This window comes from Mycobacterium sp. NPDC050551, from assembly GCF_040674075.1.
Lineage (GTDB): Bacteria > Actinomycetota > Actinomycetes > Mycobacteriales > Mycobacteriaceae > Mycobacterium.
Window position 1 is genome coordinate 287004 of record NZ_JBFARC010000008.1, and the last position, 25489, is coordinate 312492.

Below are 25489 nucleotides of genomic sequence, written 5' to 3' on the forward strand. Positions count from 1 at the left end.
ATTGCGTTTACTCCGGTTGCGGTTCAAGGCAACCGACCTCACCGTTGACCGATGACAGTCGCCGAGCCCGCCGACATCCTCGAACAGTCCGACGGCACCTACCGTGACCGGGTGGTGGCCGTCGAACCCGGCGGCAACGAGGCCATCGCCGACGCCGATCGGCACGGCAGGCCCAGCCAGCTGTTCTGGACCTGGGCATCACCGAATCTCGAGTTCGCGACGGTGTTCGTGGGTGTGCTGGCGGTCGCCGCCTACGGCATGACGTTCTGGCAGGCCGTCGCCGGTCTCGCCCTCGGCACCGGCCTCGGCGCTGTCGCGCACTACTTCCTGTCCGCCCGCGGGCCGCTGCACGGGGTGCCGCAGATGGTGCTGGGCCGGTTGGCCTTCGGCTTCCGCGGCAACGCCATACCCGCGGTGCTGATGTCGATCACCGCGGGGGTCGGCTGGTTCGCCACCAACAGCGTCAGCGGCGCCTACGCGTTGTCAACCCTGTTCGGCTTCGGGCCCTTGGTGGGACTGGTCATCATCGTGCTGCTGCAGACCGGGCTGGCATTCTTCGGCCACAACCTGGTGCAGGCATTCGAACGCTGGACGTTCCCGCTGCTCGCGGTGATCTTCGCGGTCACCTCGGTGGTCATCTTCTGGCAGGCCGACCTCGGCGCACCCGCGGCCGAGGGCGGTGTCGGCGGCACGGGCGGCTTCCTGCTCACCGTCGGAACGGCTTTCGGCTATGCGGCGGGATGGACGCCCTATGCGGCCGATTACACGCGGTATCTGCCGGCGAGCGTATCGACCCGACGGACCGGATCCTTCGCCGCCGCCGGGCTGTTTCTCGGGTGCATCGGCCTGATGAGCGTCGGCGCCGCCTCGGTGACCATCGGCGCGGGTGACGCTCTGGGGGACCCCACCGCCTCCTTCACGGCCCCGCTCGCAGGATGGCTGGCCGGTGCCACGCTGCTGGCCATCGCGACCGGCGCGATCGCGGCGAATTCGATCAACGTCTATTCGGGCGCAATGGCTTTCGTGACCATCGGGATCAAGTTGCCGCCGCACATCGCCCGCGCGCTGGTGACGGTGTTCTTCGGCGTGGCCGGGTTCCTCGTCGCGTGGTGGGCACTGCCCGACGCGGCGCACAGCTACGAGGCGTTCCTGCTGATCATCGCCTACTGGATCGGCCCGTGGCTGGGAGTGGTGTTCGCCGACCAGTACCTGCGCCGCGGCCAGCGGGTGGCCGGATTCCTCTACGACCGTTCGTACACCAATTGGCCTGGCCTGCTGTCGTTCGGCGTCGGACTCGTCGTGTCGGTGCTGCTGTTCTGCAACCAGCAGAAGTTCGTCGGCTTCGCCGCACGCGAGATGCCCGCGCTCGGCGACGTCACGTTCTATGTCGGTTTCCTGCTGGCCGGCGGCTGCTATCTGCTGATGTGCCGCGCCCGTATCGCCGCGGAGCGTCTCGCGGTATGACGACACCGCAGGACATGCTGGAGGTCGCCTATCGTGAAGCGCGGCAGGGGCTTGCCGAGGGCGGGATCCCGATCGGTGCGGCGCTGTTCGGGGTGGACGGCACACTGCTGGGCAGCGGACACAACCGGAGGGTGCAGGAGGACGATCCCTCCATCCACGCCGAGACCGACGCCTTCCGGGCCGCGGGAAGGCAGCGTGACTACCGGTCCACGGTGATGGTGACCACGCTGTCGCCGTGCTGGTATTGCAGCGGACTGGTACGGCAGTTCAACATCGGCGCGGTGCTGATCGGTGAGGCCCGAACGTTCTCCGGCGGCCACGGGTGGCTGGCCGAGTACGGTGTGTCGGTCACCGTCCTCGACGACGACCGCTGTGCGGACATGATGCGCGACTTCATCGCCGCCCAACCCGGTCTCTGGAATGAAGACATCGGAGTTGCGCAGTGAGTTCGATTGCCACCGTTGACCTCTCCCGCTGGCGTGCGGGCGGTTCAGGTGCCCGACGGGTGGCCGCCGACGTCGACGACAGCCTGCAGCGCGCCGGTTTCATCCTGGTCACCGGTCACGGCGTGGACACCGCACTGGCGGCCCGCGTCCGTGCCGCCGCCCGCGCCTTCTTCGCCCAGCCGGTGACGGTCAAGCAGCGCTATGCGGTGCCGGTGGGCGGGCACGGCTGGATCGGCCCCGGCGCCGAGGCCAACGGCTACGCCGAGGGCACCGAGACGCCGCCGGACCTCAAGGAAAGCTTCAGCCTCGGTGCGGAGACGCAGAGCGGCGATCCCGACGTCGATCGGATCTGGTTCGCGCCCAACGTCTGGCCGGCCGAGGTGGCCGCGCTGCGCGCCCTGGTGACCGCTTACACCGACGCGGTGCGGCAGGTGGCCGACGAGTTGCTCGCGTTGTTCGCCCACGCGCTGAAGCTGCCGGACAACCCGTTCGCGACGCTGGCCGACCGGCCGACGTGGACGATGAACATCAACCACTACCCGCCGGTGAGCGTGGTCGGCGAGCCCGAGCCGGGCCAGTTCCGGATCGGTCCGCACACCGACTTCGGCACCGTCACCATCCTCGACCGCGAACCCGGTGCAGGCGGCCTGCAGATCTACTCGGAGGCCGACGGCTGGACCGACGCGCCCTACGACCCGGACGCGCTGACCGTCAACATCGGCGACCTGCTCGAGTACTGGAGCGGACGGCGGTGGCCGTCGGGCCGGCACCGTGTGCTGCCGCCTCAACCGCACGCCCCCGAAGAGGACCTCGTCTCTTTGATCTACTTCTACGAGGCCAACCACGACGCCCGCGTGACGCCGCTCGCGCCGCCGGTCGGGCGGGTGGCCGGGCTGGCGCCGGTCACCTGCTCGGATTTCATCAAGGAGCGGCTGGACGCCATCACCGTGTCTTGACACCGTCGTCTGCCACAATGGCCGCCATGCGTGTCTACCTCGGTGCCGACCATGCCGGTTTCGAACTCAAGCAGGCGATCATCGAGCATCTGCAGGCCAGCGGTCACGAGCCGATCGACTGCGGCGCGCACAGCTACGACGCCGAGGATGACTACCCCGCGTTCTGCATCGCCGCCGCGCTGAAGACACTGGCCGACCCGGAGAGCCTGGGCATCGTGCTCGGCGGCTCGGGCAACGGTGAGCAGATCGCGGCCAACAAGGTGCCCGGCATCCGCTGCGCTCTGGCGTGGAGCACCGAGACCGCATCGCTGGCCCGCCAGCACAACAACGCTCAGGTGATCGGCATCGGCGGTCGGATGCACACCCGCGAGGAGGCGCTCGCGATCGTCGACGCCTTCGTCACCACGCCGTGGTCGGAGGCCGAGCGGCACCAGCGCCGCATCGACATCCTCTCCCGGTACGAGCAGACGCACGTCCCCCCGCCGGTGCCGGGGGCGCCGGAGTAGCGATGCCTGAGGGGCACACGCTGCACCGGCTGGCCCGGTTGCACCAGAAGCGTTACAAGGGCCGCCGCATGCGGGTGAGCAGCCCGCAGAGCAGGTTCGCCGACGGCGCCGCGATGGTGGATGGTCGCACCTTCACCGGTGCCACCGCGTGGGGCAAGCACCTGTTCCACCACTACGACGGCGGCCGGATCGTGCACGTCCACCTGGGGCTGTACGGCCGGTTCGACGACTTCACCCTCACCCCCGGCGACCCGCCGCCCGATCCGGTCGGCCAGGTGCGCATGCGCATCTTCAGCAGCGAGTACGGCGCCGATCTGCGCGGTCCGACGGCCTGCGAGGTGGTCGACGAGGCGCAGGTGTCCGACATCCTGGCGAGATTGGGACCCGATCCGCTGCGCCGGGACGCCGATCCGAGCACCGCATGGGCACGGATCGCCAAGTCCCGTCGCCCCATCGGCGCGCTGCTGATGGATCAGACGGTGCTCGCCGGCGTCGGCAACGTCTACCGCAACGAACTGCTGTACCGCCACCGCATCGATCCCTACCGCACCGGAACAGCCGTCGCCGCAGGGGAATTCGATGCGATGTGGGCCGATCTGGTGGACCTGATGAAGGTCGGGGTGCGGCGCGGCAGGATCATCACGCTGCGACCCGACGACGATCACGGCGCACCGTCGTACCGCAAAGGCAGGCCGCGCACCTACGTCTACCGCCGGGCGCTCGAGCCGTGCAGGGTCTGCGACACCCCGATCCGCACCGCGGTGCTGGAGGGCCGCAATCTGTTCTGGTGCCCGCACTGCCAGCGCTGAGGGGTGAGCGGGCGCGGCGCCGCGTTTGACGAGAGAATCGGCGCGTGGAACTGATCCTGGTAGTCGTCGGCGCCATCGTGGTCACCGCCATCGCCCACCGACGCGGCCTGGAACCCGCGTTGATCATCGTCGTCATCGGCGGCGCGGTGTCCTTCCTGCCGGAGTTCGAGCCGCCCGAACTGGATTCGCACATCCTGCTCACGGTGGTACTGCCGCCGCTGCTCTACTCGGCGGCGCTGAACTTCTCCTTCCCGACGTTCCTGCGCAACATCCGCCCGATCCTCGGCCTCGGCGTCGGCCTGGTGGTGGTGTCCGCATTCGCGGTGGCGATGGTGTCCTCCTGGCTGGTGGTGGTGCCGCTGACGTTCGCCACTGCGTTGGTCCTCGGTGCGATCGTCGCGCCGCCCGACGCGGTCACCGCCGTGGCGGTGGGACGCAAGCTCGGCCTGCCCAAGCGGGTGATGGCGATCCTGACGGGGGAGAGCCTGATCAACGACGCCGCGGCGCTCACGCTGTTCTCGATCGCGGTGGCGCAGGTCGCCGGCAGCCACACCTTCATCGAGAACCCGTTCCTGCTTTTCGGTTACAGCGCTCTGGTCGGACCGGTCGTCGGCGGCGTGCTCGGCTACGTCACGCTGTGGATTCGCCGCAGGCTGGCCAACCCGGGTCTGGAGACCGTGCAGGGTCTGGTGGTGCCGTTCGCGGCGTTCATCGCCGCCGAGGAACTGCACGCCTCGGGGGTGCTGGCCGTCGTCGTCGCCGGCTTCGTGGTCGGCAACGGCACCCTGGACGCGGGATACCAGACGCGGCTGCAGGAGCGCTACGTGTGGAACTCGGTGGACGTGCTGCTGGAGGCGTTCGTGTTCGCCTACATCGGCCTGCATCTGCGGTTCGTGCTCGAGGATCTGCGCGAGGCGCACGAGTCGCTGGTCGAGGTGGCCGTCGCGTCGGTCATCGTGCTGCTGATCGTGCTGGTGATCCGGCCGGTGTCGGTGTTCGCGATCTTCGGCCGCAACAAGCTGTCGAGCCACGTCGGGAACCGGCTCAGCGTGCCCGCCCCGGTCGGTGGCCGCGGCGCACTTGGCACGCGGCAGCGCACGAGACCGCGGGCGGGTTGGCGTACCCGCATCGACCGCCGGTCGCTGACATGGCAGGAGAACGTCGTGGTGTCGTGGACCGGGATGCGCGGCGTCGTCACGCTGGCCGCCGCGGCCGCCATCCCGGCGACGACGGCGGCGGGCGACCCGTTCCCCGAGCGCGCCACCATCCAGGCGATCGCCTTCGTGGTCAGCGTCGGCACCCTGCTCATCCAGGGCTGGACGCTGCCGGTGCTCATCCGCAAGCTGGAGATCTCCCGGTTCTCCGACGACCACGCCGCCGACCGCGAAGAGGAGCTCAAGGCCGAACGCGTGGTCCACGACGCGCTGGACGGCGTGCTGGCCGAGTTCCGGGCCAACCCGCCGGAGAACATGGACCCGCGGGTGCTCGCCGAGATCCGCGCGGCCATCACCCGGCAGTCCGAGGAGATCGACGAGATGCCCGACCCCGAGGCGCCGACCAAGCGGGCGAAGGTCTACTCGGCGCTCTACCGTGACGTGCTCGCCGCCCAGCGGGCCGCGCTGATCACCGAACGTGACGAGGGGCGCATCGAGGACGAGGCCGTGCGCGCGATGCTCGAGCGGCTCGACCTGCAGGAGGCCGGGGTCTCGGCGCGACTGGAGAGCCGCTTCTGACGTTCGGCGGTCAGAAGCCGCCGAAGTCGCCGCCGCCGAAGTCGCCGCCGCCGAAGTCGCCCCAGCCGCCGCCGTCACCGCCGCCGCCGTCGAAGCCCCCCGCGTCGCCGCCCTGATCCATTCCCTGGTCATAGCCCTGCGCGAAGCCCTGCTCGTAACCCGTTCCGGCCATTCCGGAGAACAACGTGCTGAACAGGAGCACCGAGCCGACACCCCAGGCGCCGGCCACCAGCGCCGGCTTCCACCACGGCTCGGAGTACCAGCCCGCGGGCACCGGACGACCGGCGACGGTGCCGCCCGGATAGTAGTTCGGGGTGCGTTGCGACGGGCTCGGCGACGCCTCGATCTCGCGGCCCTCGAACTCGACGCTGCGGGCCTCGGTCACCGTGCCTGCGGTGCGCTGCCCGGCCAGCGACTCGAGCTCGGGCCCCGGGTCCATACCCATCGCGACGCGCGCGGCCCGCACGTAGTACAGGCCCTCGATCGCGCTCTCCTTGGCCAGCAGCGCCTGCTTGGCCGAAGTCGCCTGATCGATCTGCGACGAGGCGGCGGTGTAGCGCTCCGACGCGTCGGCCATCGCCTGCTTGGAGGCGTCGTCGTTGCCGCTGAGGTTGAGCACCTGACCGCCGAGGCGTTCGATCACCCTGCGGGCGTCGGCCTTGGCGTCGGCCAGCGACTCCGCCGACCGCTTGCCCGCTGACTTCGAGGCGGCGTACACCGCGACGGCGATCGCCGCGACGACCAGGACGATGAGCACGAGCAGTACGCCGTTCATGCATTCAGCGTACCGACAGGAAGCTCCAAGATCGGGGCCGCGCGAATCAGTCCTGAGTGACTCTCAGGGCGGCGTAGACCTCGTCGGAAAGCGCCAGGCTGCGCGGGTCGGCATGGCATTTCGTAGCGTCGAACCGGTTCATCACGTAGGCGTAACCGATGCGGTGTTCGAGGTCGGCGAACGCGAAGGAGCCCCCCGAGCCGCCGTGTCCGAACGACCGCGGATTGGGGCCCGCGACGCGGCGCTGGTTGAGCATGTATCCCAGGCCCCAACCGTGGTCGGCCACGCGCGATCCGAGCACCAGGTCGGTGTCCGTGCCGCCCCGGCAGATTCGCACCAGGTCGAGATGGTCGGGGGAGAGCAGCTTGCCCTGCACCAGAGCGTTGTAGAACGTGGCCATGCCGAGTGCGGTCACGTGGGCGTTGGTCGCGGGGAACTCGCTGCGGCGCCATCGCGTCAGCGCATGCGAGCCCAGTTCGTCGTCGGGGACGAAGCCCATCGCGACCGACAGGCCGGCCTTCGGATGCTCGGTCAGCGCGACGGGTCGGGCGGGTGCGCCGGCGTCCGCCAGCACGTCGCGGATGTGCGGCTTGCCGATCATGTCGGCGCACCGGTGGTGGTCGGCGTCGGGCAGGCCGATGTGCACGTCGACGCCCAGCGGCTCGGCGATCTCGGTGCGCAGGTACTGGCCCAGGGTGCGGCCGGTGACCCGGCGGACCAGTTCGCCGAGGATGAAGCCGAAGCTCACCATGTGGTAGCCCTGCGCAGTGTCCGGCGGCCACCAGGGTTCGGCCGCGGCCAATTGCGCGCACACCGCATCCCAGTCCGCGGCGTCCGACCAGTGCAGCGGGGTGTGCGGACCGATCACCCCCGAACGGTGCGACAGCACCATGGCGACGGTGATGTCCTGCTTGCCGGCCTGCCCGAACTCCGGCCAGTAGGCCGCCACCGGCGCGTCCAGGTCGAGTTCCCCGCGGTCGGCCAGCAGGTGCACACAGGTGCTCGTCAGGCCCTTGGACCCGGAGAAGACACTGGCCAGGGTGTCGCGCCGCCACGGTCGCCGGCCTGCGGCGTCGGCGTACCCGCCCCACAGGTCGACGACCAGGTCGCCCTCCACCCAGACGGCCACCGCGGCGCCCACGTCGTCGCGCTGGGTGAAGTTCGCCTCGAACGCGTCACGCAGCTTGGTGAAGAGGGGATCGCAGCGGCCGTGCACAGGCTGGTCTGTCACGGTTCCCCTGTCCGAGGCCCGTCAGCTCCACCATTCCGACATGAAAAGCCAACGCGCGCAGTCTGACTGATGATGCTATCGGCGAAGGCGCCGTCGGCGGCCGAGGCGATCGGATCGTTACGCGGTCGGTACCGATCGGTGTCATGGCGTGCTCGAATTGCCGCGCCACACCCCCACCGCAGGGTGTGACACTCAATGGATGCTCGTGGACACGCTGGCCGCCGCGGGGCCCAACGGTGAGAGCGGATCGTTCGGCCTGCTGCTCGTCATGCTCGCCATCGCGGTGATCGGCCTGCTGCCGATGATCGCCGTCGTCGTTGGTAGCGCGCTGTTGGTTGCCGGATTCATCCGGCGGTCCGCCCACGATCGCCGGCTCGCCCATCCGTGGGGCGACGCGTCGTTGATGCCGCCACACCACCCGGTCGGTCCTGCCCCGCCGCGTGGGGGAGACGGCACCGTGCTGCTCGTCATCGGCGGACTCATGGCGGCGCTGGGATTGCTGGGGCTGGCGGCCTTCGCGCTGATCTGACGGATGGGGGCGGCGCGGAGGAATATCGACATCAGCTCGTCTACCTCATCTAAGGTCGGGCGAAGCAGATCGAAGGGATGACCTCGTGTTGAAGCGTTGCACTGTTGGCGCCATGTTCGCTGCGGTGGGCGCATGCGCTGTCGCATTCGCTCCGATCGCCGGTGCGCAGGACCCGCCGTGTGAACAGCGGCCGCCAGACCAACAGCAGCAGTGCCAGCAGGACCGGGCCGCCGGCGTCGCCGGCCAGGTCGAGGACGCCCTGCAACAGGGGCAAGACGCCCTGCAACAGGGGCAGGACGCCGTGCAACCCGGGCAAGAGGCCGTGCGACAGGGCCCAGTCACGCCCTTCATCGACCCGGTGACGGGCAAGGTCAACCCCGGCCCAGTCGGCCAACGTGCACTCATCAATGGCGTTGACACCTGCTTGCCGACCGGCGTCCCTGCTCCGCTGGGAGCCGACGTGCGGATTGTCCCGGGCGATATGACCGGGCATTGCATATTGGGCTCGTAGGCCGGCGCAGAAACCGCCGGCCAACTGCAGCTACGCCCCTTCCAGGGCGCTTCGTGGAGCGGGCGACGGGAATCGAACCCGCGTAGCTAGTTTGGAAGACTAGGGCTCTACCATTGAGCTACGCCCGCATGTTGTGCATCGCAGATCGTACCGGCGCGCCGTCGATCAAGGCCAATTGGCTGCCGCGCGCGCATGCGCGTCGCCGGCAACACGTAGTATCTCGCGTGGTCAGTGACGCGCGTGCGGGCGACGAAGACCACCTTCGGGGTGTAGCGCAGCTTGGTAGCGCATCCGCTTTGGGAGCGGAAGGCCGCAGGTTCAAATCCTGTCACCCCGACAGCACCACCCGTATTCAGACATCGAGGAGTCAAAGAGCGTGAAGAGCACCGTCGAGAAGTTGAGCCCCACCCGGGTGCGCATCAACGTGGAGGTGCCCTTCACGGAACTGGAGCCCGATTTCGACCGCGCTTTCAAGCAGCTGGCCCAGCAGGTCCGGCTGCCCGGCTTCCGCCCCGGTAAGGCGCCCCGCAAGTTGCTCGAGGCGCGCGTCGGCCGTGAGGCGATGCTCGACCAGGTCGTCGGCGAGGCCGTCCCCGGCAAGTACTCCGAGGCGATCACCACCTCCGAGGTGCAGCCGCTGGGCCAGCCGGAGATCGAGATCACCAACAAGGAGTACGGCGAGGACCTCGTGTTCACGGCCGAGGTCGACGTCCGGCCCGAGATCGAACTGCCCGACCTGGAATCCCTGACGATCACCGTCGACCCGATCGAGGTCGGCGACGACGAGGTGGACGCCGAGCTGCAGAACCTGCGCGCCCGGTTCGGCACCCTCACCGGTGTCGACCGTCCGGCCGCCGAGGGCGACTTCGTGTCCATCGACCTGTCGGCCACCGTGGACGGCGAGCCGGTGCCCGAGGCCGCCACCGAGGGCCTGTCCCACGAGGTCGGCTCCGGCCAGCTCATCGACGGCCTCGACGAGGCGATCACCGGCCTCTCCGAGGGCGAGAGCAAGGAGTTCACCACCACACTCGCCGCCGGTGAGTACGCCGGCCGCGAAGCAGTGGTGACCGTCACCGTGAAGTCGGTCAAGGAACGCGAGCTGCCCGAGCCCGACGACGAGTTCGCCCAGCTGGCAAGCGAATTCGACACCTTTGACGAGCTGCGCGAGAGCCTGGTCGAGCAGGTCCGCCGGGTCAAGCGCGTCACCCAGGCCGAGCAGATCCGGGACCGCGCGCTGGAGGCGCTGCTGGAGCAGACCGAGATCCCGCTGCCCGAGAAGGTGGTGCAGGCCCAGGTCGACGACACGGTGCACAACGCGATCCACGGCCTCGACCACGACGAGGAGCGCTTCGCCGAGCAGCTCGCCGAGCAGGGCACCACCCGCGAGGAGTTCGACGCCGAGACCCGCAGCGACGCCGAGAAGGCCGTCAAGACCCAGCTGCTGATGGACGCGGTGGCCGACAAGCTCGACGTCCAGGTCGGCCAGAACGACCTGACCGAGCGTCTGGTGTTGATGTCGCGTCAGTACGGCATCGAGCCGCAGCAGCTCCTGCAGGTGCTGCAGCAGAACAACCAGCTGCCTGCGATGTTCGCCGACGTGCGGCGCGGGCTCACCATCGCCGCGGTGGTGCACGCCGCGACGGTCACCGACTCCGAGGGTGCCGTCATCGACACCACGGAGTTCTTCGGGCCCGCCGGTGAGGCCGACGACGCCGCCGAGGACGTCACCGACGAGGTCGACGACGCCGACGAGGATGCCAGCGCCGACGAGGCCGACGACGACGCAGCCGAGGACGCCGCCGACACGAAGTGACGCGTCCGGCGGTCGCGCGCGAAGCGACCGGGGACACGCTGTGAGCGAACGCGGCCCCGCCAGGGAGTGCGGCGCGGCGCAGTTTGGTTAGTGTCGGTGACAGCCGACGAAGTTCGAGAGCGACGAAGACGTACGAGAAAGAGGTACTCAGCCGATGACGGAAATGCGTGGCGGGTCGCCAGGGCTCACACTGCAGGACTCGGTCTACGAGCGGTTGCTCGCCGAGCGCATCATCTTCCTTGGGTCGCAGGTCGACGACGACATCGCCAACCGGATCTGTGCGCAGATCCTGCTGCTGTCGGCCGAGGACCCCGTCAAGGACATCCACCTTTACATCAACTCGCCGGGCGGCTCGATCAGCGCAGGCATGGCGATCTACGACACCATGGTGCTCGCGCCGTGCGACGTGGCGACCTACGGCATGGGCATGGCCGCGTCGATGGGTGAGTTCCTGCTCGCGGCGGGCACCAAGGGCAAGCGCTACGCCCTGCCGCACGCCCGCATCCTGATGCACCAGCCGTTGGGCGGGATCACCGGTGGCGCGGCCGACATCGCGATCCAGGCCGAGCAGTTCTCTTCGATCAAGAAGGAGATGTTCCGGCTGAACGCCGAGTTCACCGGGCAGACCATCGAGCGCATCGAAGCCGACTCCGATCGCGACCGCTGGTTCACCGCGCAGGAAGCACTCGAGTACGGCTTCGTCGACCACATCATCACCAGCGCCAGCATCAACGACGGAGTGGCACCCTGATGACCAATCAAACTGATCCCCGGCTGCAGCCGCAGGCCCGCTACATCCTGCCGTCGTTCATCGAGCACTCGAGCTTCGGCGTCAAGGAGTCCAACCCGTACAACAAGCTGTTCGAGGAACGCATCATCTTCCTCGGCGTGCAGGTCGACGACGCGTCGGCGAACGACATCATGGCCCAGCTGCTGGTCCTGGAGTCGCTGGACCCCGACCGCGACATCACCATGTACATCAACTCGCCCGGTGGCTCGTTCACCTCGCTGATGGCGATCTACGACACCATGCAGTACGTGCGTGCCGACATCCAGACCGTGTGCCTGGGCCAGGCGGCCTCGGCCGCGGCGGTGCTGCTGGCCGCAGGAACGCCGGGTAAGCGGCTCGCGCTGCCCAACGCCCGCATCCTGATTCACCAGCCGGCACTGTCCGGTGTGATCCAGGGGCAGTTCTCCGACCTGGAGATCCAGGCCAAGGAGATCGAGCGGATGCGCACCCTCATGGAGGTGACGCTGGCGAATCACACCGGCAAGTCCCCGGAGCAGATCCGCAAGGACACCGACCGCGACAAGATCCTCACCGCGGCCGAGGCCAAGGATTACGGCGTCATCGACACGGTGCTCGAATACCGCAAGCTGTCGGCCCAGAAGGGCTGACCGGCCGCCGATCGGCCGCTCACCGCGGCCGATCGGGCGCGGTATCGTGGGCGCAGGCCACCACATCGCAACCGGGTGGACACCTTCTGTGGCGGCTCACACTTCGGTCACGACGGCGACACGCCAGGAACACGGGCCGCGTGGCGGCGGGTCACCGGGTGCATCAGGCGATATGTTGGCGCGACAGCTGAATACCACCGACGCGATTCGCCTCTAAGGTCGCACCGCGCCGGAACAAGCGGGTAGCGTCGGGTTCAATGCCTCGGCGACGCCCGAAGTGAACCACCAGTCCGATTCACCGACTTGTGAACAGGAAGTAGGCCTCCACCACCATGGCGCGTATCGGAGACGGCGGTGACCTGCTGAAGTGCTCGTTCTGTGGCAAGAGTCAGAAGCAGGTGAAGAAGCTCATCGCGGGTCCCGGTGTGTACATCTGCGACGAGTGCATCGACCTGTGCAACGAGATCATCGAAGAGGAGTTGGCCGACGCCGACGACGTCAAACTCGATGAACTCCCGAAGCCGGCGGAGATCCGCGACTTCCTCGAGGGCTATGTCATCGGGCAGGACACCGCCAAGCGCACGCTCGCGGTCGCGGTCTACAACCACTACAAGCGCATCCAGGCGGGGGAGAAGTCGCGCGATTCGCGCGCCGAGACCGTCGAGCTGACGAAGTCCAACATCCTGATGCTCGGTCCGACCGGGTGTGGCAAGACCTACCTGGCCCAGACGCTGGCCAAGATGCTCAACGTCCCGTTCGCGATCGCCGACGCGACCGCGCTCACCGAGGCCGGCTACGTCGGCGAGGACGTCGAGAACATTCTGCTCAAGCTGATCCAGGCCGCCGACTACGACGTCAAGCGCGCCGAGACCGGCATCATCTACATCGACGAGGTCGACAAGATCGCCCGCAAGAGCGAGAACCCGTCGATCACGCGCGACGTCTCCGGTGAGGGCGTGCAGCAGGCGCTGCTGAAGATCCTCGAGGGCACGCAGGCGTCGGTGCCCCCGCAGGGCGGCCGCAAGCACCCGCACCAGGAATTCATCCAGATCGACACCACCAATGTGCTGTTCATCGTGGCCGGCGCGTTCGCCGGGCTCGAGCGGATCGTGCAGGACCGGGTCGGCAAGCGCGGTCTGGGCTTCGGCGCCGAGGTGCACTCGAAGGCCGAGATCGACACCCAGGACCACTTCGCAGAGGTCATGCCCGAAGACCTGATCAAGTTCGGTCTGATCCCTGAGTTCATCGGTCGCCTGCCGGTCGTCGCATCGGTGACGAACCTGGACAAGGAATCGCTGGTACAGATCCTGTCCACCCCGAAGAACGCACTGGTGAAGCAGTACACCCGGCTGTTCGAGATGGACGGGGTCGAGCTGGAGTTCGACGAGGATGCCCTCGACGCGATCGCCGACCAGGCGATCCACCGTGGCACGGGCGCCCGTGGTCTGCGCGCCATCATGGAAGAGGTCCTGCTGCCGGTGATGTACGACATCCCCAGCCGCGACGACGTCGCCAAGGTGGTCGTCACCAAGGAGACCGTCCAGGACAACGTGCTGCCGACGATAGTCCCGCGTAAGCCGACGCGCGCCGAACGCCGCGACAAGAGCGCCTGATCTGACACGCTGACCGCCGCGCGGGGGCATGATGTCCCCGAACGGGGGGTCGGGCATGGGCAGAACCGAAGGCGACAGCTGGGACATCAGCGAGAACGTCGGTACTACCGCGCTGGCCACCGCGATGGTCCGAGCGGCAGAGACGACCCGCGATGACAGACTCACGGCCGACCCGTTCGCTCAGCACTTCCTCGACGCCGCCGTTGCGCAGGGTTGGAAGAATCCGTACGCCACCGAGGCCTGGCACCGCAATGAGTACGACGATCCGGCCGTGGCACGCTTTCGGCAGGCGTCGACGGACTGGGCCGCGTGCCGCACCCGGTACATCGACGATTTCCTGACCGCGGGTGGCGAACGCCAGATCGTCATCCTCGCGGCCGGTCTCGATGCCCGGGCCTGGCGGCTGACGTGGCCCCATGGCACCGTCGTCTACGAGCTCGACCAGCCCGGAGTGCTCGAGTTCAAGGACGCCACCATGCGGTCGCAGGATGCCGAACCCGCCACCGCCCGTCGGGCAGTCCCGATAGACCTGCGCCATGATTGGCCGGCGGCGTTGACCGCCGCGGGCTTCGATCCGGGTGCGCCGACGGCATGGGTGGCGGAGGGGTTGCTGCCATACCTCCCACCCGCCGCGCAGGATCTACTGTTCGAACGTATTCACCAATTCAGCGCTGCAGGAGGCCGACTCGTGGTGGACGCCTACACGCCCGAGTTCTACGCGAACACCGAAGAGACGTTCCGACGGATGAACGAGACCACCCGCGAAGAGGTCTACTCCGGCGAGCAACTCTTCTTCGCCGGGGAACGCGCCGACGTCGTCGAGTGGCTGGCCGACCGGGGCTGGTCGGCCAGTCCAGCGGTCGCGGTCGACGTGATGGCGGAGTTGGGCAGGCCCGCACCCGACGGTGTCCCGGCCGGATCGTTGAGCAGTACTTTCGTCACCGCGCACCGGAAGCAGTAGCGGGACGGCAGCGTCGTCCCCTCCTCGACGCTGCCGTCCCTTCTGCTGGTGGCTCATGCCGTGCCGACGGCTGCCACCTCTTCCCCCTGGCGTGTCGCGACCTGCTCGGAGACGTAGACGACGTCCGGTGTGGTGTGGATCCGCTCGGGTGGCCGACGCACGACGGCGAACTGGACGGCATCGCCGTCGGGCCGGCGGGTCTGCTGCAGTACGGCGCCGACGAGGCCGGCGCGGTCCGACTCGGTCAGCTCTCTGACGTGTGCCTGCTCGAGCACCCGCCGGTTCGCATTCGTCAGCCCGAAATGCACCTCGCGCCAGCTGTCCCAGCCATCGGGACCGTGTTCACGCCAGACCAGCACGACCTCGGTGGCTGATGGTGTGAGCAGGCCGCGCACCGAGCTGACGAGCCCCCAGATGAGGAACGCGGTGATCGCGGCGAACTGCAGTTCGGTCAGCATGGTTCGAGCCTGCGCGCCGCGGCGGGTGAGCGCATGAGTAGTCCACTACGCGACTTCACGCGGGACCGCGCTGCCACGCTCGGCGATCGCACCGTGCACGAGCGCGGCGATCTCGGCGACGCCGTCGCGCCGGGCGTACGCGGCCGCCAGCGTCCGGGCCCTGCGCCCATAGCGGTCGTCGTCGAGCACCGCGCGAACCGCGGTGCGTACCGCCTCGGCCGACGGTGTGCCGGTGCGCATGTCGATGCCCGCGCCCGCCCAGGCCACCCGGGCCGCCACCTCGGGCTTGTCCTCGGTGTTGCCGGCCACCACCAGCGGTACCCCGGCACAGAGCGCGCGCTGCACGGCGCCGTATCCGCCGTTGGTCACCATGACGTCGACCCTGGGCAGCAGCAGGTCGTGCGGAATGTATTCCGCGACATGAACATTGCGGGGGAGTGGAATCCTGAGGTCGGTCACCGGGCGGCCACCGGTGGTGGCGATGATGGTGACGTCCTCACCGCCCAGCGCGGCGATCGTCGGTGCGAGCAGTCGGCTCAGGTCGGCGTTGTCGATGGTGCCCTGGGTGACGTGCACGACCGGGCGCGCAGTGTCGAGCTGTGCCCACCAGGACGGCAGCGTCACACCGGAAGACGGTGCGGGGTGGACGGCGCCGACGTAGCGCACGGTGGCGGGGAGATCGCTGCGGGGATAGTCGAATTCAGGAATGGTCGGCGCGATGTAGTGGTCGGCCAGTAACCCTGCGTCGAGGACGAAGGTCCGCAGTGGGCCTGCGCCGAGGCGGTTCAGCACCTCCTCGGCGGCCCGCTGCGGCTCCCGCAGCAACACCCGGTGGGCGAGGACGGTGAGCGCCCGGTTGCGCAGCCGTCCCGGCCATGACGACGACGGCGCCATGCCGAGGCCGCCGGGTGCGGTGTCGCGGCTGGTGATCATCAGCGGGGTGGTGGTGTACGCGAGCACCGGCGGCCGGCCGGCCCGGTCACCGAGCAGCAGCGGTAGCACGCCCAGAAATGCGGCGTCGACGATGACGGCGTCGAACCTGTTGTGCGCCAGCAACTCGGCGAGTGCGCGAGCCTGGTGCGGCATCGGTGCGACGAACAGCCGCGTGATGTCGAAGTTGACCCGCGCGACACCCGACGTCTCGGCTCGCCCGGGGAAGTCGAGGTCGAGGCGCGACAGATCGAAGTCGGCCTCGGCGGGTAGGGCGGCCGGCGTGGCGCCGACGGCACGGATCCGTTCGGCATGGGACGCCGATGTCAGCACAGTGACGCGGTCGCCGCGGTCGATCAGTCCGCCGGCGACGCTGAGCAGCGGGCTTACGTGGCCGATCGGGGGCATCGCGACGATCAAGATCTCCGCCATGGGAGGGCTCCTTCGAGTGGTCGATTGTGTTCCGACCACTCCGACGAGCCAGCGTCGTCAAAGGTTCACTGACCGCCCGTGCTGAGCAACTGGGCGATGGGCAATCTGCTGTCCGGCGCGGCGGCGGCCATCATCGCCCGGTGCGCCTGTTCCGCGTCGGTGGCCGGCGGAATCACCAGCAGCAGGCACTGGGTCCGGTTCAGTCCGCGCACGGCAAGCGTGTCGACGGGCTGACTGACGTATCCGTCGAGACGCACCACCCGGTCACCGACAGTGGCTTTGGAGGGCGCGACGGCCCACTCGCCGAGGTGGTACATCACGCGCTCGATGCGGCCGAGGCGGACCGACAGCACCGCCAGCAGATCCGGCAGTTCCGCCTGCAGGTCGTCACTGTGAGGCCACCATGCTCCGTCGACATAGCCGGTTGGCGCCGCCTTGGGCTTCAATCGCAGCCGGGGTGTGTAGTCCGGCGGGCTCGGGTGGCGGCTGGCTGTCGATGCCGTTGAATCTCTTTGCGTCATGGCGACGCTCCTGTCCGGGCCGTGACACGACCCGATTCCGTCGACAGCGACACGACCTCTGAACGGTCACATGCGAACGGCCGTCGACATCCCTCACGCTACCCGGCGGACCGCCAGGGCATCCGCGAACGCCGGGCCTGCCGCCGGCGTTCCAGCGCGCTGCGCAGCCCGTATCTGACGTGAGGATCCGCCGGCCATGCGGGGTCACCGTCGAATCGCCGCTCGGACGCCGTCTCCGGCGCGTCGTCCACCGTGGCGGTCAGGAACCGGTCCGGCAGCGCGAGCTTGTGGATGGTGCGCAGCGTCAGTAGGTACTGCCGCGCCAGCGGGCCGGTGGTGTACGGCAGGTCGTACTTCTCGCACAGCTGCCGCACCGAGACCGCGATCTCCGGAAGGCGATTGCTGGGCAGGTCGGGGAACAGGTGATGCTCGATCTGGTAGCAGAGGTGGCCGCTGAGGAACCCCATCAACGGTCCGGCGGAGAAGTTGGCACTGCCGAGCATCTGGCGCAGATACCAGTGCGGCTTCGTCTCGTCGGTCAGCACCGCCGGATCGAACTTCTCCGCGCCGTCGGGGAAGTGGCCGCAGAAGATCACCAAGTAGGCCCACAGATTCCGCAGCACGTTGGCCGCGGCGTTGGCACCCAGGGTCCTCCGCCATCGCCGCACGCTCAGCGCGGGGAAGACCACGTAGTCCTTGGTCACCTGACGGGAGATCTTGCGCAGCAGCGCTTTGCGTCCTGCTGTCAGCTCCTCGGCGGTGTCCACGCGGTCCCGGTTGGAGTGCACGCCGTGCAGCGCGATGCCCCATTCGAAGATGACGGCGAGCAACACGTTGCGCAGAGGCTGGATGAGGTGCTCCGGTTTCCAGGTCTGATCCCGGGTCATCCGGATCACCCCGAACCCGATGTCGTCGTCCATGCCGAGGATGTTGGTGAAGACGTGGTGGGTGTAGTTGTGCGAGTAGCGCCACTGGGAGGACAGTCCCGCCATGTCCCACTCCCAGGTGTTGGAGTGGATCTCCGGGTCGTTCATCCAGTCCCACTGACCGTGGCCGACGTTGTGCCCGATCTCCATGTTCTCGATGCTCTTGGCTGTCGCCAGCGCCACCGTCCCCAGCAGCCAGCCGGTCCGGCTGCGGCTGCACTGGATCGTCAGCCGCGCCGCGACGTCCAGCGTGCGCTGCAGCAGGATGGTCCGTCGGATGTACGCGGCGTCACGGGCACCGAGATCGTCTTCGATACGGGTGCGGAGGGAGTCGAGTTCGCTGCCGAATGCCTCGAGGTCTGCGTCGGTCAGATGCGCGTAGGCGCGGACCTGGCTGATCACCATTGGTCAATCCTTGTTCGATGGGACGAAGCGCGCGCGTCCCCGGGACGCGCGAATGGGGTTCCTTCCCATCCGTGATTGCGCTCGCGTGGTGAACGCATCCACGAGTCAGAAGCGGTGTCCGCCGAGCCAGGTCTCACCCGGGCGGAGTGACCGACGTTCAGTTGCCGTGCCCTTCACACTCTACGGGTGCCGACGCCGTGCCGCATGTGCCCGCCAGGAGATGCGGACTCATCGCGTGACGCGGTCGCGCCGGGTGTAGATGTTCATCGACTCACCCCGCAGGAACGCCACCAGCGTGAGTCCGGACTGGCTGGCCAGATCGACGGCGAGCGACGAGGGCGCGGACACCGCGGCGAGTACCGGGATGCCGGCCATCACCGCTTTCTGGGTGAGCTCGAACGACGCGCGACCGCTGACCAGCAGCACGGTGCCCGTCAGCGGGATGCGGTCCTGTTCGGTCGCCCAGCCGATCACCTTGTCGACCGCGTTGTGCCTGCCGATGTCCTCACGGACCACGATCAGCGTGCCGTCGGTGGTGAACAGGGCGGCGCCGTGCAGGCCGCCGGTGCTGGCGAACACCTTCTGCGCTCGACGCAACTGGTCCGGCATCGCCGACAACGTCGCGGCCGGCACGGTCGACGGGTCGTCACCCGGGCAGTGCCGGCTCGACAGCTGCACCGCCTCCAGCGACGCCTTGCCGCACACCCCGCACGACGACGTGGTGTAGAAATTGCGACGCACGTCGATGTTCGGCATGGGCACCGTTGGCGCCAGGGTGACGTCCAGGACGTTGTAGGTGTTGACGCCGTCCTCGTCCGCGCCGCGGCAGTAGCGGACGGTCAGCACGTCGTCACGGTGCCCGATCACCCCCTCGGTGAGCAGGAACCCCTGCGCCAGTTCGACATCGGATCCCGGTGTCCGCATCGTCACGGTGATCGGGGTGCCGTTCAGCCGGATCTCCAGCGGCTCCTCGACCACCAGTGTCTCGGGCCGGGCGACGGCGTCCTCACCGGTGACGTGGTGCGCCCGCCGGCGGGTGGTCACTCGTCCCATGTCGAACCGCTCACCAGATCGCTGGGCGCGCTGGCCCTTTCGAGACGGATGACGACGGCCTTGGACACCGGGGTGTTGGACCTGGCGGCGACGTGGTCGAGGGCCACCAGCGAGTTGGTCTCCGGGTAGTAGGCGGCGGCATTGCCTGCCGGTGTCGAGTACGGCACCACCATGAAGTCCTTGGCGCGGCGTTCCTGCGTGTCGCCGTCGACCGCGAACTCCGACACCAGATCCACCCGGTCGCCCTCGGTGAGTCCGAACGCGGTGAGGTCGGCAGGGTTGACGAAGACGACGCGCCGGCCGCCCTCGACACCGCGGTAGCGGTCGCTCAGTCCGTAGATGGTGGTGTTGTACTGGTCGTGGCTGCGCAGGGTCTGCAGCACCAACCGGCCCGGCGGCACCGCCACCCACTCGAGTTCGTTGACCGCGAAGTTGGCCTTCCCTGTGCTGGTTGGGAATTCGCGTGCATCGCGGGGACCGTTGGGTAGCTGGAAGCCGTCGGGTGCGCGCACCCGGCTGTTGTAGTCGTCGCATCCCGGCACCACGGCGGCGATGGCGTCGCGGATGGCGTCGTAGTCGGCGTTGAACCGCTCCCACGGCACCGGGTGGTCGGGGCCGAGCAGTTCGCGGGCCAGCTGACAGATGATCGCGACCTCGCTGCGCACCTCCTCACCCGGCGGGTGCAGGCTGCCCCGCGACAGGTGCACCATCGACATCGAATCCTCGACCGAGACCTGCTGTTTCACCCCGTTCTGCAGGTCGCGGTCGGTGCGGCCGAGCGACGGCAGGATGAGCGCGGTGCGGCCGTGCACGATGTGGCTGCGGTTGAGCTTCGTCGACACCTGCACGGTGAGCGAGCAACTGCGCAGCGCGGCCTCGGTGACCGCGGTGTCCGGTGTCGCGAGCGCGAAGTTGCCACCCATGCCCATGAACACCTTGGCCCGGCCGTCGCGCATCGCCCGGATCGCGTCGACGGTGTCCACCCCGTGGTCGCGCGGGCTGACGATCCCGAAGTGGGCGTCCAGTGCAGCCAGGAACGACTCCGGCATCTGCTCCCAGATGCCCATGGTGCGGTCGCCCTGCACGTTGGAATGTCCCCGCACCGGGCACAACCCGGCTCCGGGCTTGCCGATCATGCCGCGCATCAGCAGCACGTTGGCGATCTCGGAGATCATCGCGACCGCATGCCGGTGCTGGGTGAGCCCCATCGCCCAGCACGCCACCGTGCGCTGCGAACCGGCGATCATCGCCGCCACCCGCTCCAGCTGGGCGCGGTCGATGCCGGTGGCCTCCAGCACGGTGTCGAGGTCCACGGCCCGGGCGTGCGCCTCGTACTCGGCGAATCCCGCGCAGTGGTCCTCGATGAAGTCGCGGTCGACGACGGTGCCGGGCTGCCGGTCGTCGGCCTCCAGCAGCAATCGGGCCACCCCCGCGAACAGCGCCATGTCGCCGCCGAGGCGGATCTGCACGAACTCGTCGGCGATCGGGACCCCGTGCCCGACCACGCCGTGCACCTTCTGCGGGTCCTTGAAGCGGACCAGGCCCGCCTCCGGCAGCGGGTTGACCGCGATGATCTTGGCGCCGCCGGCCTTCGCCTTCTCCAGCACCGACAGCATCCGGGGATGGTTGGTGCCCGGATTCTGGCCGGCGATGATGATCAGGTCCGCGGTGGCGACATCCTCGACACTGACCGATCCCTTGCCGATGCCGATCGCGTCTCCCAGTGCCGCGCCCGAGGACTCGTGGCACATGTTCGAACAGTCCGGCAGGTTGTTGGTGCCGAAGCTGCGGACCAGCAGCTGGTACAGGAAGGCGGCCTCATTGCTGGTGCGGCCTGAGGTGTAGAACACCGCCTCGTTCGGGTCGGCGAGCGCCCGCAGTTCGCCGGCGATCAGCCGGTACGCCTCGGCCCAGCCGATCTCGCGGTAGTGGTCGTCACCGGGACGCAGCACCACCGGGTGGGTCAGCCTGCCCTGCTGGCTCAGCCAGTACTCGGGGCGGGCCTCCAGGTCGGCGATCGAGTGCCGGGCGAAGAACTCCGGTGTGACCACCCGCTTGGTGGCCTCCTCGGCGACGGCCTTCGCGCCGTTCTCGCAGAACTCGGCGAATTTGCGGCCGCCGGGTTCCTCCGGCCAGGCGCAACCGGGGCAGTCGAACCCGTGCCGCTGGTTGAGCCGGACCAGCGATACGGCGGTGCGCAGCGGGCCCATCGACTTGATGCCGCGCTGCAGCGACACCAGTACCGCCTTGACGCCGGCCGCCTCGCCTTCCGGTCCGGTGGCGACCGCGGCGTGCTCGTCGTAGTCCGCCTCGATGTCGCGGGTGACACCGCGTCCTCTGCGTAGTCGAAGCCCCATGAAACCAGCGTAGGCGTCGCTGCGACGCCACGGTCGCGGGTCGGGGTGGCGAAGCCGTGACGCCGCGGGACGGCAAACGAATTCTGTCGGTGACGGGCGCGTAACAAGTCCGCCATCGACCGTTCCTAGTGTTGGCCGGTCAACCGTCGGCGTGAGACACGCGCGGACCATGCAGTGATAGGAACTTCATTGAGCGGAAATGCCGTGCGTCTGCAGGCCATCAACAACGTCGAGGCGTACGTGCCGCCGGCGATCAGTTTCGATCCCGCCGAGGCGCCCGGTGAGATCTTCGGATCGAACGTGTTCACCAAGGCGGAGATGCAGCTGCGGCTGCCCAAGTCGGTGTACAAGTCCGTGGTCGCCACCATCGAGAAGGGCGCGAAGCTCGACCCGGCCGTCGCCGACTCCGTCGCCTCGGTGATGAAGGACTGGGCGCTGTCCAAGGGCGCCACCCACTACGCGCACGTCTTCTATCCCATGACGGGGTTCACCGCCGAGAAGCACGACAGCTTCCTCGAGCCGGTCTCCGACGGCCAGACGCTGGCCGAGTTCGCCGGCAAGACCCTGATCCAGGGCGAGCCCGACGCGTCGAGTTTCCCGTCCGGCGGGCTGCGCAGCACCTTCGAGGCGCGCGGCTACACCGGCTGGGACGTCACCAGCCCGGCGTACATCCTGGAGAACCCGAACGGCAACACGCTGTGCATCCCGACGGTGTTCGTCTCGATGACCGGTGAGGCGCTGGACTTCAAGACGCCACTGCTGCGCAGTCAGCAGGCGATGGGCGCGCAGGCCGAGCGCATCCTGAAGCTGTTCGGCCACAGGGACTTCGATCACATCGTGTCGTTCTGTGGTCCCGAGCAGGAGTACTTCCTGATAGACCGGCACTTCTTCCTCGCCCGCCCGGACCTCATCAACGCGGGCCGCACCCTGTTCGGCACCAAGCCGCCCAAGGGCCAGGAGTTCGACGACCACTACTTCGGCGCCATCCCCGAGCGCGTGCTCGGCTTCATGATGGACACCGAACGCGAGCTGTTCAAGCTGGGCATCCCCGCCAAGACCCGCCACAACGAGGTCGCGCCCGGCCAGTTCGAGATCGCGCCGATGTTCGAGCGGGCCAACATCGCCGCCGACCATCAGCAGTTGCTGATGACCACGTTCAAGACGATCGCCAAGAAGCACGGCATGGAGTGCCTCTTCCACGAGAAGCCGTTCGCCGGGGTCAACGGTTCGGGCAAGCACGTGAACTTCTCGATGGGCAACGCGCAGTTCGGCAGCCTGCTGGTGCCCGGTGACACCCCGCACGAGAATGCGCAATTCCTGGTGTTCTGCGCCGCGGTGATCCGCGCGGTGCACAAGTACGCCGGTCTGCTGCGGGTGTCGGTCGCCTCAGCCACCAACGACCACCGTCTCGGCGCCAACGAGGCGCCGCCGGCGATCATCTCGATCTTCCTCGGCGATCAGCTCGCCGACGTGTTCGACCAGATCGCCAAGGGCGCGGCGACGTCGTCGAAGGGCAAGGGCACCATGATCATCGGTGTCGACACCCTGCCGATCCTGCCCACCGATCCAGGCGACCGGAACCGCACCAGCCCGTTCGCGTTCACCGGCAACCGCTTCGAGTTCCGCGCGCCCGGCTCGGGCCAGACGATCAACGTGCCGATGATCATCCTCAACACGATCATGGCCGACTCGCTGGACTACATGGCCACCGTGCTGGAGAAGGCCGTGTCCGACGGCGAGGAGTTCGACACGGCCGTGCAGACGCTGCTCACCGAGATCATCACCGAGCACGGCGCGGTGGTGTTCAACGGCGACGGCTACTCGGAGAACTGGCACATCGAGGCGGCCGAGCGCGGTCTGCCCAACCTCAAGACCACCCTCGACGCGGTTCCCGAGCTGATCAAGCCCGAGGCCATCGAGGTGTTCGAGCGGTACGGCGTGTTCAGCGAGCGCGAACTGCACAGCCGCTACGAGGTCCGCCTCGAGCAGTACGCGCTGACCGTCGCGGTCGAGGCGAAACTGGCGCTGGAGCTGGGGTCGACGGTCATCCTGCCCGCAGCGGTCCGCTACCAGACCGAGCTCGCACAGAACGTCGCGACGCTCAAGGCGGCAGGCATCGAGCCCGACATGACGCTCCTGCACAGTGTGTCGGAGCCGATCGGTGAGCTGACCGCGGCGGTGACGGCGCTCAAGGCCGCGCTGGCGCATCATGCCGACGGCGCACTGGAGGAGGCGACCCACGCCCGCGACGGCCTGCTTCCCGCGATGGACGCGGTACGTGCCGCCGCGGACGCCCTCGAGGGGATCGTCGCCGACGACCTGTGGCCGCTGCCGACCTACCAGGAGATGCTCTACATCCTCTGATCTGCGCGCCGCGTACCCGTACCGCCGCCGGGTGTGAGGGTTCCCGTCCTGCACGGGCCCTGGTAACCGCAGCCCTCACACTCGGCGGCCACGCTCACGCGGGGTCGATGGTCTGCACCACCCCGCCGGTCACCCCGGCGACGAACACCCGGCCGGTCGTCGCGTCGACACCGACGGTGTACGGGTTCTGCACCGTGGGCAGCCGCCTGATCTCGCGTGGCTGCGCCGCGGACATGTCGTAGCCGACCACCTCGTTGGTGCCCGACGACGCGACCCACAGCCGGTCGCGTGTCGAGTCGTAGGCGATGCCGTAGGGACCGCCGGCCTGGGGCACCGAGGCGACCTCGCGAGGTGTCGGCCGCGGCTCGAACACGCGCACCGCGTCACCGCGGGTGTCGGTGGCGATCATCCGGCCGTGCCGGTCGGCGACCAGGTGCGTCGGACCCTCGCCTGCCGGTGTGGACCCGACGATGCTCAGCCGGTCGCTGTCGTAGACGGTCAGGTCGTTCTTGCGCACGTCGAGCAGGCCCATCGAGGCGCCGACCGGCGCCAGCCCGGCCGGCTGGACGCTGTCGGTGAAGACCTTGACGACGTCGTCGCCACGCACGGCGGCGACGGTGCCGCCCAGTTCGTTGGCGACGAACACCGTGCCGTTGGGTGCCTGTGCGGCGTCGTGCGGAACCGTCCCGGTGATCACCTGCGATTCGGCGCGGCCGCCGGGCAGCTCGACCCGGATCAGCGCGTCGGCACTCTCGACGGGCACCAGGACCGGTCCGCCGGGCTTGGCGAGCTGCAGGTGGCGCACGAAACCCGGCAGCGGTGTCCGCGCGACGACGTCGCCGCTGTCGGCGTCGAGCAACACCAGCGCGTCGGGTCTGCGGGTGGCCACCGCGACGATGCGCGTCTGCGCATCGACGACGACACCTTCGGGTGCGGTGCCGACCGCCACCGTGCGGCCGGGCACCGGTGCGGTCTGCGGCGGCGCCTGCTGTGGCTCGGCCGGCGGGGGCAGTTCGCCGGCCGGCGGACGGCTGCCCTCGGTCGGTACGCCGGAGGGCAACAGGCCCGTGGTCGTCGTCGCCGCGCTCGTCGAGGGCTCGCCGGCGGGGGACTGCTCCGCGGCCTCACCGCCGCAGCCGGAGAGGATCAGCACCACGGTGAGCAGGAGCGGGCGCAGCGTCATGACGGTCGGATAACCCCGGCGGCCCGCGCCGAGACGGCCCACCCCGGATCGTAAGAATTCCGCCACCAGGGGTTCCCGGGACGGGGAATGGGGAATGTGCACGTCGACATGACAC

The 25489-nt window shown here is 68.7% G+C and carries 23 protein-coding genes and 2 tRNA genes; 14 read left to right on the forward strand and 11 right to left on the reverse strand.

The annotated features are described in order from the left end of the window. Positions 1-51: 51 nt before the first annotated feature. From AB0K11_RS27525 to AB0K11_RS27550, 6 genes are read left to right on the forward strand one after another with little or no spacing between them, the layout of a single operon-like run. Entirely contained in the window at positions 52-1464 is a 1413-nt protein-coding gene (locus AB0K11_RS27525; RefSeq protein WP_364984731.1) for a cytosine permease, read from the forward strand. Continuing rightward, on the forward strand, positions 1461-1910 hold the full coding sequence (locus tag AB0K11_RS27530) for a nucleoside deaminase (protein WP_364984733.1): 450 nt from the start codon (positions 1461-1463) through the stop codon (positions 1908-1910). The genes AB0K11_RS27525 and AB0K11_RS27530 overlap by 4 nt, the downstream gene beginning before the upstream one ends. Beyond that, positions 1907-2866 carry a 2-oxoglutarate and iron-dependent oxygenase domain-containing protein gene (locus AB0K11_RS27535; RefSeq protein WP_364984735.1) on the forward strand — a complete coding sequence of 320 codons (960 nt, stop codon included), beginning with the start codon at positions 1907-1909 and terminating at the stop codon, positions 2864-2866. Before AB0K11_RS27530 ends, AB0K11_RS27535 begins: the two co-directional genes overlap by 4 nt. A 26-nt stretch (positions 2867-2892) precedes the next feature. After that, a complete protein-coding gene (locus tag AB0K11_RS27540; protein WP_364984737.1) occupies positions 2893-3372 on the forward strand; it encodes a ribose-5-phosphate isomerase in 480 nt (159 codons plus the stop codon). A 2-nt stretch (positions 3373-3374) separates the two neighbouring features. Then, entirely contained in the window at positions 3375-4181 is an 807-nt protein-coding gene (locus AB0K11_RS27545; RefSeq protein WP_364984739.1) for a DNA-formamidopyrimidine glycosylase family protein, read from the forward strand. A 44-nt stretch (positions 4182-4225) separates the two neighbouring features. After that, positions 4226-5914 (forward strand): cation:proton antiporter, encoded by a 1689-nt coding sequence (locus AB0K11_RS27550; protein WP_364984741.1) that lies wholly within the window; start codon positions 4226-4228, stop codon positions 5912-5914. A 10-nt stretch (positions 5915-5924) separates the two neighbouring features. Here the strand turns inward: AB0K11_RS27550 and AB0K11_RS27555 are convergent, their stop codons facing one another. After that, on the reverse strand, positions 5925-6689 hold the full coding sequence (locus tag AB0K11_RS27555) for a DUF1542 domain-containing protein (protein ID WP_364984743.1): 765 nt from the start codon (positions 6687-6689) through the stop codon (positions 5925-5927). 46 nt (positions 6690-6735) lie between these two features. Next, entirely contained in the window at positions 6736-7920 is a 1185-nt protein-coding gene (locus tag AB0K11_RS27560) for a serine hydrolase domain-containing protein (protein WP_364984745.1), read from the reverse strand. A 199-nt stretch (positions 7921-8119) separates the two neighbouring features. Between AB0K11_RS27560 and AB0K11_RS27565 the strand changes: the two genes are divergently transcribed. After that, entirely contained in the window at positions 8120-8449 is a 330-nt protein-coding gene (locus AB0K11_RS27565; RefSeq protein WP_364984747.1) for a hypothetical protein, read from the forward strand. Between the two features lie 49 nt (positions 8450-8498). On the opposite strand, the gene AB0K11_RS27570 is transcribed toward AB0K11_RS27565, so the two are convergent. Both AB0K11_RS27570 and AB0K11_RS27575 read right to left on the reverse strand, forming a co-directional pair. Further along, positions 8499-8843 (reverse strand): hypothetical protein, encoded by a 345-nt coding sequence (locus AB0K11_RS27570; RefSeq protein ID WP_364984749.1) that lies wholly within the window; start codon positions 8841-8843, stop codon positions 8499-8501. Between the two features lie 171 nt (positions 8844-9014). Continuing rightward, positions 9015-9088, reverse strand: a tRNA-Gly gene (locus tag AB0K11_RS27575). 135 nt (positions 9089-9223) lie between these two features. On the opposite strand from AB0K11_RS27575, the gene AB0K11_RS27580 reads away from it, so the two are divergent. The 6 genes from AB0K11_RS27580 to AB0K11_RS27605 all read left to right on the forward strand — a co-directional run bounded on the left by AB0K11_RS27580 (position 9224) and on the right by AB0K11_RS27605 (position 14745). Then, positions 9224-9297, forward strand: a tRNA-Pro gene (locus tag AB0K11_RS27580). Between the two features lie 39 nt (positions 9298-9336). Then, on the forward strand, positions 9337-10773 hold the full coding sequence (gene tig / locus AB0K11_RS27585) for a trigger factor (RefSeq protein WP_364984751.1): 1437 nt from the start codon (positions 9337-9339) through the stop codon (positions 10771-10773). Positions 10774-10927: 154 nt separating this feature from the next. Next, complete coding sequence (locus tag AB0K11_RS27590; protein WP_264015442.1) at positions 10928-11524, forward strand: ATP-dependent Clp protease proteolytic subunit; 597 nt, start codon at positions 10928-10930, stop codon at positions 11522-11524. Then, a complete protein-coding gene (locus tag AB0K11_RS27595) occupies positions 11524-12171 on the forward strand; it encodes an ATP-dependent Clp protease proteolytic subunit (RefSeq protein WP_364984753.1) in 648 nt (215 codons plus the stop codon). The genes AB0K11_RS27590 and AB0K11_RS27595 overlap by 1 nt, the downstream gene beginning before the upstream one ends. A 332-nt stretch (positions 12172-12503) precedes the next feature. Next, positions 12504-13784 carry an ATP-dependent Clp protease ATP-binding subunit ClpX gene (gene clpX, locus AB0K11_RS27600; RefSeq protein ID WP_364984756.1) on the forward strand — a complete coding sequence of 427 codons (1281 nt, stop codon included), beginning with the start codon at positions 12504-12506 and terminating at the stop codon, positions 13782-13784. A gap of 55 nt (positions 13785-13839) precedes the next feature. Then, a complete protein-coding gene (locus AB0K11_RS27605) occupies positions 13840-14745 on the forward strand; it encodes an SAM-dependent methyltransferase (protein ID WP_364984758.1) in 906 nt (301 codons plus the stop codon). A gap of 53 nt (positions 14746-14798) precedes the next feature. On the opposite strand, the gene AB0K11_RS27610 is transcribed toward AB0K11_RS27605, so the two are convergent. The 6 genes from AB0K11_RS27610 to AB0K11_RS27635 all read right to left on the reverse strand — a co-directional run bounded on the left by AB0K11_RS27610 (position 14799) and on the right by AB0K11_RS27635 (position 21827). Next, on the reverse strand, positions 14799-15203 hold the full coding sequence (locus AB0K11_RS27610; RefSeq protein ID WP_364984760.1) for a hypothetical protein: 405 nt from the start codon (positions 15201-15203) through the stop codon (positions 14799-14801). Positions 15204-15248: 45 nt separating this feature from the next. Continuing rightward, entirely contained in the window at positions 15249-16565 is a 1317-nt protein-coding gene (locus tag AB0K11_RS27615) for a glycosyltransferase (protein ID WP_364984762.1), read from the reverse strand. 65 nt (positions 16566-16630) lie between these two features. After that, positions 16631-17086 carry a DUF5994 family protein gene (locus AB0K11_RS27620; RefSeq protein ID WP_364984764.1) on the reverse strand — a complete coding sequence of 152 codons (456 nt, stop codon included), beginning with the start codon at positions 17084-17086 and terminating at the stop codon, positions 16631-16633. 98 nt (positions 17087-17184) lie between these two features. After that, a complete protein-coding gene (locus tag AB0K11_RS27625; protein WP_364984766.1) occupies positions 17185-18417 on the reverse strand; it encodes a fatty acid desaturase in 1233 nt (410 codons plus the stop codon). 228 nt (positions 18418-18645) lie between these two features. Further along, a complete protein-coding gene (gene fdhD / locus AB0K11_RS27630) occupies positions 18646-19470 on the reverse strand; it encodes a formate dehydrogenase accessory sulfurtransferase FdhD (RefSeq protein ID WP_364984768.1) in 825 nt (274 codons plus the stop codon). After that, entirely contained in the window at positions 19458-21827 is a 2370-nt protein-coding gene (locus AB0K11_RS27635) for an FdhF/YdeP family oxidoreductase (RefSeq protein WP_364984770.1), read from the reverse strand. Before AB0K11_RS27635 ends, fdhD begins: the two co-directional genes overlap by 13 nt. Before the next feature lie 189 nt (positions 21828-22016). On the opposite strand from AB0K11_RS27635, the gene AB0K11_RS27640 reads away from it, so the two are divergent. Beyond that, positions 22017-24191 carry a glutamine synthetase III gene (locus tag AB0K11_RS27640; RefSeq protein ID WP_364984772.1) on the forward strand — a complete coding sequence of 725 codons (2175 nt, stop codon included), beginning with the start codon at positions 22017-22019 and terminating at the stop codon, positions 24189-24191. Positions 24192-24285: 94 nt separating this feature from the next. Here the strand turns inward: AB0K11_RS27640 and AB0K11_RS27645 are convergent, their stop codons facing one another. Next, positions 24286-25374 (reverse strand): YncE family protein, encoded by a 1089-nt coding sequence (locus AB0K11_RS27645; RefSeq protein ID WP_364984774.1) that lies wholly within the window; start codon positions 25372-25374, stop codon positions 24286-24288. Positions 25375-25489 lie beyond the last annotated feature (115 nt).

What these genes read in the sequence shown, in the direction of transcription:
- AB0K11_RS27525 (WP_364984731.1), top strand. Translation starts at nt 52, where the DNA reads ATGACAGTCGCCGAGCCCGCCGACATCCTCGAACAGTCCGACGGCACC.
- AB0K11_RS27530 (WP_364984733.1), top strand. Translation starts at nt 1,461, where the DNA reads ATGACGACACCGCAGGACATGCTGGAGGTCGCCTATCGTGAAGCGCGG.
- AB0K11_RS27540 (WP_364984737.1), top strand. Translation starts at nt 2,893, where the DNA reads ATGCGTGTCTACCTCGGTGCCGACCATGCCGGTTTCGAACTCAAGCAG.
- AB0K11_RS27545 (WP_364984739.1), top strand. Translation starts at nt 3,375, where the DNA reads ATGCCTGAGGGGCACACGCTGCACCGGCTGGCCCGGTTGCACCAGAAG.
- AB0K11_RS27555 (WP_364984743.1), bottom strand. Translation starts at nt 6,689, where the DNA reads ATGAACGGCGTACTGCTCGTGCTCATCGTCCTGGTCGTCGCGGCGATC.
- AB0K11_RS27565 (WP_364984747.1), top strand. Translation starts at nt 8,120, where the DNA reads ATGCTCGTGGACACGCTGGCCGCCGCGGGGCCCAACGGTGAGAGCGGA.
- AB0K11_RS27590 (WP_264015442.1), top strand. Translation starts at nt 10,928, where the DNA reads ATGACGGAAATGCGTGGCGGGTCGCCAGGGCTCACACTGCAGGACTCG.
- AB0K11_RS27595 (WP_364984753.1), top strand. Translation starts at nt 11,524, where the DNA reads ATGACCAATCAAACTGATCCCCGGCTGCAGCCGCAGGCCCGCTACATC.
- clpX (WP_364984756.1), top strand. Translation starts at nt 12,504, where the DNA reads ATGGCGCGTATCGGAGACGGCGGTGACCTGCTGAAGTGCTCGTTCTGT.
- AB0K11_RS27605 (WP_364984758.1), top strand. Translation starts at nt 13,840, where the DNA reads ATGGGCAGAACCGAAGGCGACAGCTGGGACATCAGCGAGAACGTCGGT.
- AB0K11_RS27610 (WP_364984760.1), bottom strand. Translation starts at nt 15,203, where the DNA reads ATGCTGACCGAACTGCAGTTCGCCGCGATCACCGCGTTCCTCATCTGG.
- AB0K11_RS27615 (WP_364984762.1), bottom strand. Translation starts at nt 16,565, where the DNA reads ATGGCGGAGATCTTGATCGTCGCGATGCCCCCGATCGGCCACGTAAGC.
- AB0K11_RS27620 (WP_364984764.1), bottom strand. Translation starts at nt 17,086, where the DNA reads ATGACGCAAAGAGATTCAACGGCATCGACAGCCAGCCGCCACCCGAGC.
- AB0K11_RS27625 (WP_364984766.1), bottom strand. Translation starts at nt 18,417, where the DNA reads ATGGTGATCAGCCAGGTCCGCGCCTACGCGCATCTGACCGACGCAGAC.
- fdhD (WP_364984768.1), bottom strand. Translation starts at nt 19,470, where the DNA reads ATGGGACGAGTGACCACCCGCCGGCGGGCGCACCACGTCACCGGTGAG.
- AB0K11_RS27635 (WP_364984770.1), bottom strand. Translation starts at nt 21,827, where the DNA reads ATGGGGCTTCGACTACGCAGAGGACGCGGTGTCACCCGCGACATCGAG.
- AB0K11_RS27645 (WP_364984774.1), bottom strand. Translation starts at nt 25,374, where the DNA reads ATGACGCTGCGCCCGCTCCTGCTCACCGTGGTGCTGATCCTCTCCGGC.